The 14,677-nt window shown below is 70.8% G+C and carries 10 protein-coding genes; 3 read left to right on the top strand and 7 right to left on the bottom strand.

Going from position 1 to position 14,677, the window contains the following annotated elements:
* Positions 1-85 precede the first annotated feature (85 nt).
* The 7 genes from ACFXKZ_RS01780 to ACFXKZ_RS01810 all read right to left on the bottom strand — a co-directional run bounded on the left by ACFXKZ_RS01780 (position 86) and on the right by ACFXKZ_RS01810 (position 9,873).
* Complete coding sequence (locus ACFXKZ_RS01780) at positions 86-1,693, bottom strand: ABC transporter substrate-binding protein (RefSeq protein WP_379995265.1); 1,608 nt, start codon at positions 1,691-1,693, stop codon at positions 86-88.
* A 215-nt stretch (positions 1,694-1,908) separates the two neighbouring features.
* Complete coding sequence (locus ACFXKZ_RS01785; RefSeq protein WP_379995267.1) at positions 1,909-3,525, bottom strand: ABC transporter substrate-binding protein; 1,617 nt, start codon at positions 3,523-3,525, stop codon at positions 1,909-1,911.
* A gap of 339 nt (positions 3,526-3,864) precedes the next feature.
* Positions 3,865-5,466 (bottom strand): ABC transporter substrate-binding protein, encoded by a 1,602-nt coding sequence (locus ACFXKZ_RS01790; RefSeq protein WP_379995269.1) that lies wholly within the window; start codon positions 5,464-5,466, stop codon positions 3,865-3,867.
* 211 nt (positions 5,467-5,677) lie between these two features.
* On the bottom strand, positions 5,678-6,820 hold the full coding sequence (locus tag ACFXKZ_RS01795; RefSeq protein WP_379995271.1) for an ABC transporter ATP-binding protein: 1,143 nt from the start codon (positions 6,818-6,820) through the stop codon (positions 5,678-5,680).
* Entirely contained in the window at positions 6,817-7,896 is a 1,080-nt protein-coding gene (locus ACFXKZ_RS01800) for an ABC transporter ATP-binding protein (RefSeq protein WP_379997264.1), read from the bottom strand. The genes ACFXKZ_RS01795 and ACFXKZ_RS01800 overlap by 4 nt, the downstream gene beginning before the upstream one ends.
* A gap of 127 nt (positions 7,897-8,023) precedes the next feature.
* Positions 8,024-8,926, bottom strand: coding sequence for an ABC transporter permease (locus tag ACFXKZ_RS01805; RefSeq protein ID WP_379995273.1), 903 nt, complete (start codon positions 8,924-8,926; stop codon positions 8,024-8,026).
* Positions 8,923-9,873, bottom strand: coding sequence for an ABC transporter permease (locus ACFXKZ_RS01810; protein ID WP_078975246.1), 951 nt, complete (start codon positions 9,871-9,873; stop codon positions 8,923-8,925). The genes ACFXKZ_RS01805 and ACFXKZ_RS01810 overlap by 4 nt, the downstream gene beginning before the upstream one ends.
* A 644-nt stretch (positions 9,874-10,517) precedes the next feature.
* Here ACFXKZ_RS01810 and ACFXKZ_RS01815 point away from each other — a divergent pair.
* From ACFXKZ_RS01815 to ACFXKZ_RS01825, 3 genes are all read left to right on the top strand, one after another.
* Positions 10,518-11,831, top strand: coding sequence for an ammonium transporter (locus ACFXKZ_RS01815; RefSeq protein WP_379995275.1), 1,314 nt, complete (start codon positions 10,518-10,520; stop codon positions 11,829-11,831).
* Positions 11,828-12,166, top strand: a complete 339-nt coding sequence (locus ACFXKZ_RS01820) for a P-II family nitrogen regulator (RefSeq protein ID WP_078975244.1) — start codon at positions 11,828-11,830, stop codon at positions 12,164-12,166. Before ACFXKZ_RS01815 ends, ACFXKZ_RS01820 begins: the two co-directional genes overlap by 4 nt.
* A gap of 113 nt (positions 12,167-12,279) precedes the next feature.
* On the top strand, positions 12,280-14,622 hold the full coding sequence (locus ACFXKZ_RS01825; RefSeq protein WP_379995277.1) for a [protein-PII] uridylyltransferase: 2,343 nt from the start codon (positions 12,280-12,282) through the stop codon (positions 14,620-14,622).
* The last annotated feature ends 55 nt before the right edge of the window (positions 14,623-14,677 follow it).

Genomic DNA, 14,677 nt, shown 5'->3' on the forward strand with positions numbered 1-14,677 from the left:
TGGTGCACGACCGGGTGGTGCCCGCGGCGCCCGAAACGCGGCGTCGTGGCGGCCACCCGGCCGGGTTTGTGGGGTCAGCCGTCCATCAGCGCCGCCCGATGGCGTCGAAGTGGATCAGCCCGTCGTTGTACAGCTGGATCCCGACCACGTCGGAGCGGTGCACCGCTCCGATCACCGCCGACGAGTAGACCCAGAACGGCAGATCACGATTGACCTGGTTCTGCAGCCGGGTGTAGGCGTCGCGTCGCGAGGCGGCGTCGGTGGAGCGTCGGCCGTCCTCGAGGGCGGCGTCCACGACGTCGTTGGCGTAGCCGGTGATATTGCTCAACCCGGCCTTGCTGTACAGGAATTGATAGATCGTCGGTTCCACGTCGTCGGCCCACAGCTGACACACCGTGGCGTCGAAGTCGTTGCCGGCCAGTCGGGTCACCAGCGAGGCCATGTCGGTGACCTCGACGATCACGGTCACGCCCGGATAGCCCTCCAGGGTCTGCCGGATGTATTCGGCGGTGTCCCGCATCTTGCCCGCGTCGGGCACCAGATAGCGGAAGACGAACGGCTTCTTCCCGTTCGCGGTGATCTGCGCGAACAGCGCCCTGGCCTCCTCCGGCCGGTTCTCCGGCGCGGCCAGGTTGACGTTCGCCAGCGGCGAGGAGGCGTCGAAGATGCCCCGCGCCGAGTCGTCCCGGCCGCCGTAGAAGCGCCGGTTGATCTCCGTACTGCTCAGCGCGAGCGCCACCGCCCGGCGGGCGTTCGGGTCCTGGAAGGGGCCCTTGCGCACGTTGAAGGCGACCATCAGGCCGCCGTTGAGCCGGGCGTCCTCCACGACGAGCCCGTCCGCGCGGGCCTGGGCGATGCTCTGCGGATCGGTGCTCAGCGTGAGGTCGGCCCGCTTCGCGCGGATCGTCTTGTTGCCCGACTCCGCGTCCTTGTCGACCCGGAAGACCACCTCGTCCAGATAGGGGCGATCGTGTTGCCAGTACTGGGGGTTGCGCTCCAGACGCAGTTCCCTGCCCGGCTCCCAGCTCTTGAGCTTGAACGGGCCCGCGCCGACCGGCGCGTGCTTGAGCTCGAAGCGGCCCTCCGGGGTGGCGGCGAGCCGCCGGGGCGCCACGAACGACAGGTTGCGGGCGACCGTGTGGTCGAAGTTCGCGTTGGGAGAAGGGAGTTCGATCTTGAGCTGGAGCGCCGACACCTCGGTCAGCTGCACCTTCTGCAGCGGGCCGCCGACCAGCGAACGCACCGAAGGATCACGATGCGCCTCCCAGTTGGCCTTGACCGTGCCGGCGTCGAGCAGGCTGCCGTCGGTGAAGCGCACGTCCGGGCGCAGCGTCAGCGTCCAGATCCGCGAGGTCTGGTCCGACACCAGCGACTCGGCCAGTTTCGGGCGCACCCCGCCGGTGGTCGGATCGGTCCACACGAGGACGTCGTACAGCGCTGAGAGTCGGTTCGAGTCGGCGATGCTGGAGTAGGACGCGGTGAACGGATCGAGCCCGCGTTCCTCTCCCGGCATCAGGATCGTCACCGAACCGCCGTGTGGAGGCTCGCCGGACGAGCCCTTGGAGCCGGACGAGCCCAGCCCGCAGCCCGCCGTGGCCAGCACCGTCGTCGCCGCGAGCGCGAGGGCGAGCGAGAGCCGGCGGCGCGGGCCCCGGCGTCCTGGTGGTAAGGGTGTCTTCTTATCGGGTACCACTGCCGGCCTACCTACCTATCACTGTGGGGTTCGAACGTGCGTCGTGCGTCGGTGCAGTCGTGCAGTCGTTCCAAAAGTGCGGTAGCGCTGTGGTGCGAGGGCGCGGATCGGCGGAGGGATCGGGCCCGTCCGCGGTTCGGGGGAGGGGCGGACCCGGATGCGCCGGGGGCGTCCCGCCCGGGTTCACGGATTCCGGGCGGGACGAGGTGGAACGACTAGCCGGTGGTTCCGATCCGGTCCCACAGGACGATGCCGTCGTTCATCAGCTGGACGCCGGTGATCCTGGGGGCGTAGATCGCGGCGGTGACCGCTTCCTGGTACACCCAGAACGGCATGTCCTTGTTCACCTGCAGCTGTACACGCGTGTAAGCGTCACGTCGGGCCGCGGGGTCGGTCGTCCTGCGCGCGTCCTCGAGCGCGGTGTCGACCGAGGCGTTCTCGTAACCGCTGTTGTTCGTCATGCTCTTGCCGTGCAGGAGATCGTAGATGCCCGGCTCCGGGTCGTCGATCCACTGCTGTCCGAGGGCGGCCTGCCACTCGGTGCTGCCGCCGCCGCGGACGGTTTTGACGTAGGTCGCGATGTCGACGACCTTGACCTCCATCTCGACGCCGGAATACGTGCCGAGCACCTGCTTCATGTACTCCGCGACCCGGATCGAGGCCGGCGCCTGCGGCACCCAGTACGTGAACTTGATCGGCTTGGTGCCGTTCGCGGTGACGTCGTCGAAGAGTTCCTTCGCCCGCTGCTTGTCGTTCTCCGACGCGGCCAGTTGGATGTTGGCGACGGGGGAGGACGCCGCGAAGATGCCCTTGGCGGGGATGCCCTTGGCGCCGAAGAACTTCTGGTTGATCTCGGCGCCGCTGAACGCGAAGACGAACGCGCGGCGGGCGCGCAGGTCCTTGAACGGCGCGACGTTCATGTTGAACACGACCATCTGGCCGCCGTTGAGGCCGATCCGCAACACGCCGAGCTTCTTGTCCTCGCCCTGCGCGACGGCGAGGGGGTCCACCGCGACGGTGAGATCGGTCTTGCCGTCGTCGACCGCCGCCACCGAGTGGGTGACGTCGGTGTCGACGGTGATGGTCAGGTTGTCCAGGTGCGGCAGCCCCTTCTCGCGCTGCCAGTAGTCGGGGTTGCGGGTGAAGGTCTGCTTGACCCCGCGCTCCCACGTCACCAGCTTGTAGGGGCCCGCGCCGACCGGCTTGTCGGCGATTCCGGTCGGGCTGGCCCGCAGCGCGGTGGGCGAGGCGATGAACGCGAGCGAACGGGTCACCAGGTGGTCGAAGTTCGCGTTCTCGGAGATCAGTTTCACGTCGAGCGTGAGCGGGTCGCTGACGGTGAGCGAGAGGATGTTGCTCGCCGCGCCCCGCTGGAAGGAACCGACCTTGGGGTCCTTGTGCCGGTCCCAGTTGAAGCGGACCGCCTCGGCGTCCAACACCGTGCCGTCGCTGAACTTCACGTTGGGGCGGAGCTTGAGTCGCCACGTGTCGGCTTTGCTGCCGAGGACGGCCAGCGACTCGGCGAGCTGCGGGCGCACGCTGCCGGTGGTGGGATCGGTCCACACCAGCGAGTCGTACAGCGCGGACATCCGACTTCCGTCGGCGACGTTCACGTACGAGGTGGAGAAGGGGTCCAGGCTCGTGGAGTCGCCCGGGAGGCTCATCGTGAGCGAGCCACCCTGCTTGGGCGTGCCCGCGGCCGACGGTTTGGTGTCGTCGTCGTTCCCGCAGCCGGCGAGGCCGCCGGCCAGCGCGGTCGCCGCGATCAGCGCGACTATTCGGCGGCGGGTACGACACGAGGATCGAAGGGACAACAGGGAAGTACGAGTCACTGCAAGGCCAACCTTCACCTGACGGACCGTCCGGGCAACCGGGCCCGGGCGGCGGACGTGCTTGGTGCCGGGGGCGCCGGCCGACTCGGGGGGAGAGGGCGACGGTGCCCCGGGTGGAGCATGGTGGTGCGTCCGTGCGGTTGTGCTGTCGTGCGGTGGTACGGGGTGTACGGGAGTACTCGACTGTCTGCGACCTGGAGACGAGATGCGTGAAGGCCGGGAATCGAGGAATGATTCCCGGCCTCCACGAACCGACTGGTAAGGGCGCCGTCCCTTTCTACTGCCTTCCGGCGAACGGGTCCATCAAGATCGGGTCACCGTTGTACTTCTGATGACCAGTCAGCCCTTTTTGCCGAGCCGGTCGAACAGGAAGATGCCGTCGTTGCACAGCTGCACGCCGGTGACCCCGGAGTGGAACGCGCCCGCGACCACCGCCTCCTGGTAGACCCACAGCGGCATGTCGCGGTCCAACTGCAGCTGGAGCTGGGTGTAGGCGGCGCGCCGGCGGGAGGGGTCGGTGGTGTTGCGCGCCTCGTCCAGCGCCCGGTCCACCGCGTCGTCGCCGTAGAAGCAGCAGTTGCCCGGGCTGCCGCGGTGCAGGTACTGGTAGACCACCGGCTCCGGGTCGTCGGCGAGGAGTTGGCTGACCTTGACGTCGAACGCATCGGCCAGATTCGATCGTTTGACGAACTCGGAGAGGTCGGCGGTCTCCACGTCGAGGGTGACGCCGGGGAACTTCTCCAGCGTCTCCTTCATGTAGCGGCCGAGTTCGTCGATCGCGGGGCTCTTGGGCGCGATGAACTTGATCCGCATCGGCTTGGCGCCCTTGTCGGTCACCTTGGCGAACAGCTCGGCCGCCTGTTGCGGCTTGTTCTCGGGCGCCGACAACTGCGGATTGGCCAGCGCGGTGGACTGGTTGAAGATGCCGCGGGCGGGGGTGCCGGCGCCGCCGAAGACGCGCCGGTTGATCTCCTCGCTGCTCAGCGCCAGCACGATCGCGCGCCGCACCTCCGGGTTGGCGGTCGGGCCGCCGGAGGTGTCGAAGCTGAGCAACTGGCCGCCGGACAGCGCCAGTGACTCGACACCGATCCCGAGCGCGCGCGCGGCCTTGAGGGTGAACGCGTCGCTGATGTTCGCGACGTCGGCCTTGCCCTTCTTCACCCGGTTGATCGCCGTGAGGCCGTCCGACTCGTAGCGGAACGTGAGGGAGTCCAGATACGGCTTGGCCGGACCCTGCCAGTAGGTCGGGTTCTTCACCAGGGTCAGGTGGTCGCCCTTGACCCAGCCGCCCGGGGCCAGCATGAACGGTCCTGCGCCGACCGGGTGTTCGGCGAGCTTGTCGATGCCCTCGGCGATCGCCTTGGGCGAGGCGATGAAGGACAGGCTGCGCGCGACCAGGCGGTCGAAGTTGCCGTTCGGCTTGTCCAGGATGATCCGCAGCTCCAGCGCGTCCGCGCCGATCTGGCTCTTCACCCCCACGGTGGCGTCGCGCTGGCGGGAGTTGGTGGTGGGGATCGCGTGCGTGTCCCAGTTGATCTTGACCGCCGCGGCGTCGAAGACGGTGCCGTCGGTGAACTTCAGATTGGGCCGCATCCGCAGGCTCCAGATCTTGTTCCCGCCGCCCTCCACCGGGCTCAGGCTCTCCGCCAACTGCGGCTGTACGGAGCCGGTGACCGGGTTCGTCCACAGCAGGCTGTCGTACAGCGCCGCCATCCGGTTGCCGTCGGCCTGCGCGGCGTAGGAGGGCAGGAAGGGGTCCAGGCTGCGCGCGTCGGAGGTGGCCAGGATCTCCAGCGAGCCGCCGGCCCGGGGCTTGCCCGCCGCGCTGGGCGGCTCACCGGAGTCGGAGCCGCAGCCGGCCGCGGCCAGCAGGCCGATCACGGCGACGACGGCGGCGGCGCGGCGGCGGGCCCGAAGGGCGAAAGGTCGTGCGTGTGCCACAGAAAACGTCCTCAAGCATGGAGCAGGCCGGCCGGAGGCCGGTTGCCGCGCGAACAGCGCGGTCAGCGCCGTGAGGCTATAGCTCGACACGTGCCGCATCGAGGGCGGGAGGCCCGATTCGGGCCCCGATCGGCCGGCCCGGACACGGCCGTGTACGCACAGCGACGCGGTACGGCCGGTCGTGGGCCGTACCGCGTCGGACGAGGGTGCGTCAGTCCTGCTTCGGGGCCTCGGAACCGGGCTCCGCGGCCGGTTCGGCGGTTGTGGGCTCCGCGGCGGCGGGCGCGGCCTCGGCCTTCGGCGTGCCGGCGGTCGCCTCGCCGGCGAACACCGCCGCCTCGCCCACCAGCGGGAAGTGACACGCGACCCGGTGCCCCGGCGCGATCTCGCGCAGCGTGGGCACATGCGCGGCGCACTCCGCGCGCGCGATCGGGCAGCGGGTGCGGAACCGGCACCCGCTGGGCGGGTTCATCGGCGAGGGAATCTCGCCGCCGAGCGCGGGACCGGACGGGGCGGCCGCCGGGTCGGGCGCGGGCACCGCGTCCAGCAGGGCCCGGGTATACGGGTGCGCGGGCGTGTCGTAGATCGCCGCCGTGTCCCCGGTCTCGGCGATGGTGCCCAGGTACATCACCGCGACGTCGTCGCTGATGTTGCGCACCACCGCGAGGTCGTGCGCGACGAAGATCATCGACACGCCGGTGCGGTGCTTCATCTCGTCGAGCAGGTCCAGCACCTGCGCCTGTACCGACACGTCGAGCGACGCCACCGGTTCGTCGCAGATCAGCAGGTCGGGGTCGACGACCATGGCCCGGGCGATGGCGATCCGCTGGCACTGGCCGCCGGAGAACTGGTGCGGCCGGCGATCGGAGACCAGCTCCGGGTCCAGTCCCACCTGGCGCAGCACCGCCTCCACGCGCGGGCGGATCTGCTCGGCGGGCAGGCCGGAGATGACCAGGCCCTCGGCGACGATGTCGAAGATCTTCCGGCGCGGGTTCAGCGCCGAGATGGGGTCCTGGAACACCATCTGGATGCGCCGGCGCATGGTGCGCAGGCCCGCCTTGGGCAGCGTGGTCAACTCCTGCCCGTCGAACCGCACCGAGCCCTCGGACGGCTTGGTCAGCTGCAGGATCGCGCGGGCGAGGGTGGACTTGCCGCAGCCGGATTCGCCGACCAGGCCGAGGGTGCGGCCGCGGCCGAGTTCGAAGCTGACCCCGGCGACCGCGTTCATCATCCCGCCGGGCACCCGGAAACGCTGGACCAGGTCGGTGACCGTGAGCAGCGGGTCGGTGCCCGTGGCGGCCGCGGGCTTGTCGTCGAGGGCGAGCGCGCCCGGCGCGGTGTCGTCGGCCGTCATGCGGGGGTCTCCTTCATCAGGGACGGCTTCTCGTCGGCGCCGGTGCCCGAGGCGGCGCCGTCGGCCGGCGCGTCGGTGCCGACCGGGTGGTGGCAGGCGAACCGATGCGTGCCCAAGTCCTCGCCCAGCTCGGGGCGTTGCGCGCGGCACAGGTCGTCGGCCGCGCCGCAGCGGGCCGCGAACGCGCAGCCGGAGGCGAGCGTGATCAGGTCGGGCGGGCTGCCCGGGATCGCGCGCGGCCGCTGGTCCCGCGGTACGTCCAGGCGCGGCACGGCGCCGAGCAGGGCCTCGGTGTAGCGGTGCCGGCGATGCGCGAACAGGTCGGCGGTGGGCGAGTGTTCGACCATCCGACCGGCGTACATCACGGCGATCTGGTCGGTACGTCCGGCCACCACGCCCAGGTCGTGGCTGACCAGGATCATGCCCATGCCGCGTTCGGCCTGGATCTCCTGGAGCAGGTCGAGGATCTGCCGCTGCACGGTCACGTCAAGCGCGGTGGTGGCCTCGTCCGCGATCAGCACGTCGGGGTCGCAGGCGAGCGCCATCGCGATGGTCACCCGCTGGCGCATGCCGCCGGAGAGCTGGTGCGGGTATTGCCGGGAGCGCTTGAGCGGTTCGGGGATGCCGACCAGCGTGAGCAGTTCGATCGCCCGCTCGCCGGCCTCCTTCTTGCCCAGGCCCAGGTGCAGCCGCATCGACTCGGTGAGCTGGCGGTCGATCCGCAACACCGGGTTGAGCGAGGTCATCGGGTCCTGGAAGACCATCGCGATCCGGTTGCCCCAGATCTTCCGGGCCTCCTTGCGCGGCACCCCGACCAGTTCGCGTCCGTCCAGGCGCACGCTGCCCCGGATGTTGGCGATCGAGGGGCAGATGCCCATCAGCGAGCGCACCAGCATCGACTTGCCCGAGCCGGACTCGCCGACCAGACCGAGGGTTTCGCCGCGTTCGATGGCGAAGGACACACCGTCCACGGCCTTGAGCAGGCCGCGCGGGGTGTCCAGGTGCACCCGCAGGTCCTCGGCCCGCAGCAGGGGCTCGTCCGGCGTGGGCGAGCCGGTCGTGGTCGGCTCCGCCATGGTCACCACGCCACCTTCGTGCCGCGCGGCCGTTGGATCCCATTCATGAGAGCGGTCCCGTCTGTGTGATGGGGTCGAAGCAGGGCACCGGCGACGGCTGTTCGGGGGGCCGTCGCCGGTGCCGCGGCTACAGCTTGGTGTCGCGGACGTCGAACTTCGCGCGCAGCCGGTCGCCGATGACGTTGAGCGAGAAGACGGTCAGGAACAGCACGGCGCAGGGCACGAACACCTGGGACGGATACAGCGACAGATCGTCCTTCGCGGAGTTGATCATGCCGCCCCAACTGGGCATCGGCGGCGGGATGCTGAGCCCGAGGAAGGACAGCGAGCCCTCCGCGACGATCAGCACGGCCATCACGATCACCGAGTAGGACATCACCGCGGGAAAGGTGTTGGGCAACAGTTCCTTGAAGATGATCCGGCCCGGACCCGCGCCCATCGCCTTGGCCACCGTGACGTATTCGCGGTTGGACTGGGCGATCGCGCTCGCCTTGGTCAACCGGGTGAAGCCGGGAATGGTGAGCACGGCGAGGCCCGCGGTGATGCTGGTCTGCGACGGCTCGTACACCGAGGACAGCGCGAGCAGCAGGATCAGCGGCGGGAAGGCGAGCAGCGCGTCGGAGAACAGGTCGATGACCATCTCGGTGACGCCGCGGAAGTAGGCCGCGACCAGGCCGAGCAGGCCGCCGACGAGCACGCCGACCACGACCGACACCAGCGCGACGATCATCGACACGCGCGCGCCGAAGGCGAGCCGGGTCAGGTGGCTGCGGCCGAGGCCGTCGGTGCCGAGGAATTCCGGCCAGCTGGAGAACGGTGCCTGCTTGGCCTCGCCGAACGCCTTGTCGTACCCGTGCGGGAAGACGCCGGAGGCGACCAGGCTGAGCAGCGCGCCGAGCAGGACGACGGCCATCCACGCGATGGCGAACCAGAGCAGGAAGCTGGGCCGCTTGCGAGCCTTGCCGCTCTTGGCGGCGGCCACCGTCGCGGGGGTCTCGCCGACGGCGGGGGCGGTTTCGAGTGTGCTCATCGGGCCCTCACTCTCGGGTCGATGAGGGAGTAGCCGATGTCCACGAGCGTATTGAGCAGCACGTAGATCAGCGCGATGACCACGACCGTGCCCTGCACGACGGGGATGTCCTTGCCGTTGATCGCCTGGTACATGCCCTGTCCGAGGCCGGGGATGGCGAAGTAGGACTCGACGATGACGGTACCGCCGATCAACCGGCCCAGGGTCAGCCCGGAGACGGTCAGCAGCGAGAACGACGAGGGCCGCAACGCGTGCCGGAAGAGCACGTACGGTGTGGACAGGCCCTTGGAGCGCGCGGTGAGGATGAAGTCCTCCTGCAGCGTGGCCAGCATGTCGCTGCGCAACAGGCGCTGGAACTGCGGGATCTCGGCGAGCGCGAGGGCGAGCGCGGGCAGGAATGCGAACTCGATGTTCTTGGCGAAGTCGACCGAGATGTACTCCCATCCGGTCGGCTTGAACGCGAGCATCATCTTCGGGTTCGCGAAGAAGTAGACGAGGATGAACACGCTCACGAAGGTGGGGATGGACAGCAGCCCGGAGGAGACGCCGCCGATCACACGGTCCACTCGGCCGCCGGCCTTGGCGGCCGTCCACACGCCCAGCGGCACGGCCACGATCAGGGCCATGAGCAGGGCGAAGACGGCGAGTTCCAGGGTCACCGGGAAACGTTCGGCGATGCCGTCCATCACGGAGGTCCGGGTCTTCAGGGACTCCCCGAGGTCGCCGGTGAGCGCATCGCCCACCCAGGTCACGTATCGGACGGGCAGCGACTTGTCGTACCCGAACTCGTGCTCCAGGTCCTTCAGGTCCTGCGGCGTGGAACCGGGGCCGAGCATCTGGGCGACCGGTGAACCGTCCACCAGGTCGGGCAGGGCCGTGGTCGCGAAGGTGACCAGGAACAGCACCGGAATCAGGGCCAGCAACTTGCGACCGAGCAGGCGCAACACGACGGTGTCACCCCCTCTCGCTGGTCTGGTCGGTTGACGAGGTCTGTTGAACATTCCGTGCGGTGGTACACCCGCGCCGAGGCGACGAGGCCCGGGTCGGCCGGATCACCGGTGGTGACACGTGCCTTGACGGGTCGTCAGTTAAGCGCGGTGATTAATTACGGCAGTGGGCGCGATCAATGTCAATGGATTCATCGCAACCGTTAGCGGGTCGAAAACGTCCGTCGCGAGCCGGCGCGCCGCCGGCCGTCGGCACGTGTCGACCTGCGGGAACAAGGTGTGGAGAGCAGCTAACTGACGGTGCGTCAGATGTCGTCGACGGGCCGTGTGCGGGACGCGTTCCGCTCACCTCGCGGACATCCCTCGGACACTCCCTGCGACCGGCCGAGACGGTCTCGGTGACCGGCTCGGCGGGTGCGGGTCGGCGCCGTGGATGCTCCCGGTGACCACCCCGGATGCGTCCGGTGACCGGCGGGATCCGGCCGTCCGGGGGCGTGAGCGGACGTTCATCCGCCGGAAACACTCGTGCGGCAAGCGTCACGTCGGCGAAACACGGGGCGCCACGGCGTGAAACCTCACACCCCGAAGCTCCTTCCCATGAGCTCCCGGAGGTCGGCCGGGGCCACGGAGAAGAGAGGCAGAGTATGGACACGGGTAACACCGCATTCGTACTCCTGAGCGCCGCACTGGTGATGCTCATGACGCCCGGGCTGGCGTTCTTCTACGGCGGCATGGTCCGCGTGAAGAGCGTCCTGAACATGTTGATGATGAGCTTCATCTGCCTGGCTGTCGTGACGGTGCTGTGGGTGCTCTACGGGTTTTCCATGACGTTCTCCACGGACGCCTTCGGCGGAGTGGTGGGCAATCTCGACTGGTACGGCATGCGCGACATCGGAGTCGCGGAACTGTGGGACGGCTACACGATCCCGGTCACGGTGTTCGCGGCCTTCCAGTTGATGTTCGCGATCATCACCCCCGCGCTGATCAGCGGCGCCGTCGCGGACCGTACCAAGTTCACCGCCTGGGCCCTGTTCGTCGCGTTCTGGGTCACCCTGGTCTACTTCCCCGTCGCGCACTGGGTCTGGGCCGCGGACGGCTGGTTGTTCGAGAAGGGTGTGATCGACTTCGCCGGCGGCACCGCCGTACACATCAACGCGGGCATCGCGGCACTGGCCCTGGTCCTGGTGATCGGCAAGCGGGTCGGCTTCAAGCGCGACCCGATGCGCCCGCACAACCTGCCGCTGGTGATGATCGGCGCCGGGCTGCTGTGGTTCGGCTGGTTCGGCTTCAACGCCGGCTCCTGGCTGGCCGCCGACGGCGTCACCGGACGGGCCCTGATCAACACCCAGATCGCCACCGCGGCGGCGATGCTCGGCTGGCTGTTCCTGGAGAAGATCCGCGACGGACACCTGACCACCCTCGGCGCCGCGTCCGGCGCGGTGGCCGGCCTGGTCGCGATCACCCCCGCGTGCGGCGCGCTCAGCCCGCTCGGCTCGATCGCGCTCGGCGTGGTCGCGGGCGCGGTCTGCGCGTGGGCGGTGGGCCTGAAGTACCGGCTCGGCTACGACGATTCGCTCGACGTGGTCGGCGTGCACCTGGTCGGCGGCATCATCGGCTCGCTCGCCCCCGGCCTGCTGGCCACCGGCCACGTCCAGAGCGACGCGAAGGGCCTGTTCTACGGTGGGGGCTTCGACCAGCTGGGCAAGCAGCTGATCGGCGTCGGTGCCGTCCTCGGTTACTCCTTCGTGGTCACGTACATCCTGGGCACGGTCATTCACAAGACCATCGGCTTCCGGGTGTCCGAGGACGACGAGGTGGCCGGCATCGACCGGGTCGAGCACGCCGAGACCGGGTACGACTTCGCCGCTCTCGGCGGTTCCACCCGACCGACGGCGGGCATCGGCACCGCTACCGGCGCGGGTGCCGCGGCACCCGCCGACACGAAGGTGGATGCGTGAAGCTCATCACGGCGGTGATCAAGCCGCACCGGCTCGACGACGTCAAGAACGCCCTCCAGGCGTTCGGCGTGCACGGCCTCACCGTGACCGAGGCGAGCGGCTACGGCCGGCAGCGCGGCCACACCGAGGTCTACCGGGGCGCCGAGTACCAGGTCGACCTCGTGCCCAAGGTGCGCATCGAGGTGCTCGCCGACGACGAGGACGCCGAGGAACTGCTCGAAGTCCTGGTCAAGGCCGCCCGCACCGGCAAGATCGGCGACGGCAAGGCATGGATCGTCCCCGTGGACAGCGTGGTCCGGGTCCGCACCGGCGAACGCGGCCCGGAAGCCCTGTAGGACCCGATGGCCGGTCCCGCCCCGAAGCGCGTGTTCGGGGACGGGTCCGGCCATCGGCCTTTTCGGGTCGAGCGCGGCGCGCGCCGATGCCCGTGAACGAGGGAGCAGTCACCATGGAACCGACCGCCGGCTCGCGCTACACCCGAGCCCGGGACGATCTCCTGGCCGATCCGGCCGGGCCCGCCGGCGCCGCCCGCCGGCAGGCGCTCTGCGCACTGACCGACCGCTGGCTGACCGAATTGTTCACCACCGCCGGCGCCCCGTCGCAAGGCGTGGCCTTGGTCGCCGTCGGCGGCTACGGCCGCCGGGAGTTGTCCCCGGGCAGTGACCTCGACGTGGTCCTGCTGCACGACGGCCGCGCCGGCGTCGCCGAACTCGCCGAGGCGATCTGGTACCCGGTCTGGGACGCGGGCATCGCCCTCGACCACTCGGTGCGCACCCCCGACGAGGCCCGCCGGGCCGCCGCCGACGACCTGCGGGTACAGACCGGCCTGCTCGACATCCGGCACATCGCCGGCGACCCCGAACCCACCGCCGCGCTGCGCACGTCGATGTTCACCGCGTGGCGCGCCGCAGCGGTCAAGCGGCTGCCCGAACTGCAGCGGGCCGGCCGCGAGCGCGCGGAACGCCACGGCGAGGTCGCCTTCCTGCTCGAACCCGACCTCAAGGAGGCCCGCGGCGGGCTGCGCGACGCCACCGCGCTGCGCGCGATCTCCGCCTCCTGGATCGCGGACGCCCCGCACGAGGAGGTGGACGCCGCCCGCGCCACGCTGCTCGACGTGCGCGACGCGCTGCACCTGGTCACCGGGCGCGGCGCGGACCGACTGCTGCTCCAGGAACAGGACGCGGTGGCCCGCCGGCTCGGCCTGCTCGACGCGGATACCCTCCTGCGCCGGGTCTCCGAGGCGGCCCGGGCGCTGGCCTACGCCGGCGACGTGACCTGGCGCGAGGTCTCCCGAGTGCTGGCCGCGCGCGAGGCGGGCGCGGGGCTGCGCCGGTTGCGCCGGGCGCGCACCGGGGTGTCCGCCCGTACGCCGCTGGCCGAGGGCGTGGTCGAGCACGCCGGCGAGGTGGTGCTCGCCCAGGCCGCCCGGCCCGCCCGGGACCCGGTCCTGCTGCTGCGCGCCGCGGCCGCCGCGGCCCGGGCCGGGTTGCCGCTGTCCCGGCACACCGTGGACCGGCTGGCGAACGAGTGCCCGCCGCCGAGCGATCCGTGGCCGGCCGACGCGCGCGAGGCGTTCGTGGCGCTGATCGGCGCCGGGCGCGACGCGCTGCCGGTCTGGGAGGCGCTGGAGTCGCGGCGGCTGATCACCCGGTTGTTGCCGGACTGGGAGCGGGTGCGCTGCCGGCCGCAGCGCAACGCCGTCCACCGCTTCACCGTCGACCGGCACCTGATCGAGACCGCGGTCGAGGCCGCCGCGCACACCCGCCGGGTGGCCCGGCCCGACCTGCTCCTGGTGGCCGCGCTGCTGCACGACATCGGCAAGGGCTGGCCCGGCGACCACAGCGTCAGCGGCGAGGTGATCGCGCGCGAGGCGGCCACGCGGATGGGCTTCGCCAAGGACGACGTGGACGTGATCGGCACACTGGTGCGCCGACACCTGCTCCTGGTGGACACCGCGACCCGGCGTGACCTGGACGACCCGACCACCGTGGCGGCGTTCGCCGAGGCGGTGGGCAGCGTGGAAACCCTCGAACTGCTCCACGCGCTCACCGAGGCCGACGCCGCCGCCACCGGACCCGCCGCGTGGAGCGACTGGCGGGACGCCCTGGTCCGGGACCTCGTCGCCCGGACCAGGGCGGTGTTCGCCGGCCGCCCGGCACCGGAGGCGCTCGCGCTGCCGGCCGAGCGCATCGTGCTCGCCGAGGTCTCCGGCGACCTGCCGGTGGTGCGCCTGGAGCCGCTGCCGTTCGGCGCCGAGGTGACCATCGCCGCCGCCGACCGGGTCGGCCTGCTGGCGCTGGCGGCGGGCGTGCTCGCGCTGCACCGGCTCACCGTGCGTTCGGCCGCGATCGACGTGGTCGACGCGCTCGGCGTCACGGTATGGACGGTGGAGACCGAGTTCGGCCGGCTGCCCGACCCGGCGGCGCTGCGCGAGGACGTGCGCAAGGCCCTGGACGGCGGCCTCGACGTGGCCGCCCGGCTGGCCAAACGCGAGGCCGCCTACCCGCCCCGGCGCGGCGCCTCGCGCGCCCCCGCCCGGGTCGAGGTGATCCCCGACGCGTCCGCGACCGCGACGGTCCTGGAGGTACGCGCGCCCGACAGCCCCGGCCTGCTGCACCGCATCGGCCAGGCCCTGGCCGATGCGCACGTCAGCGTCCGGCAGGCCCGGGTGGGTACCCACGGCGCGGACGCGGTGGACGCCTTCTACGTGGTCGCCCCCGACGGTGCGCCGCTGGCCGCCGCCCAGGCCCGCGGCCTGGCCAGGACCCTGGAGAAGGCGCTGGCGCCGTGACCGATCGGGCCCGCCGCCGGCGGAACCGGGACGCGTGCCCCCGTCACGACCGCTC

This window comes from Embleya sp. NPDC059237 (assembly GCF_042754105.1).
In the GTDB taxonomy this organism is placed as follows: Bacteria; Actinomycetota; Actinomycetes; order Streptomycetales; family Streptomycetaceae; genus Embleya.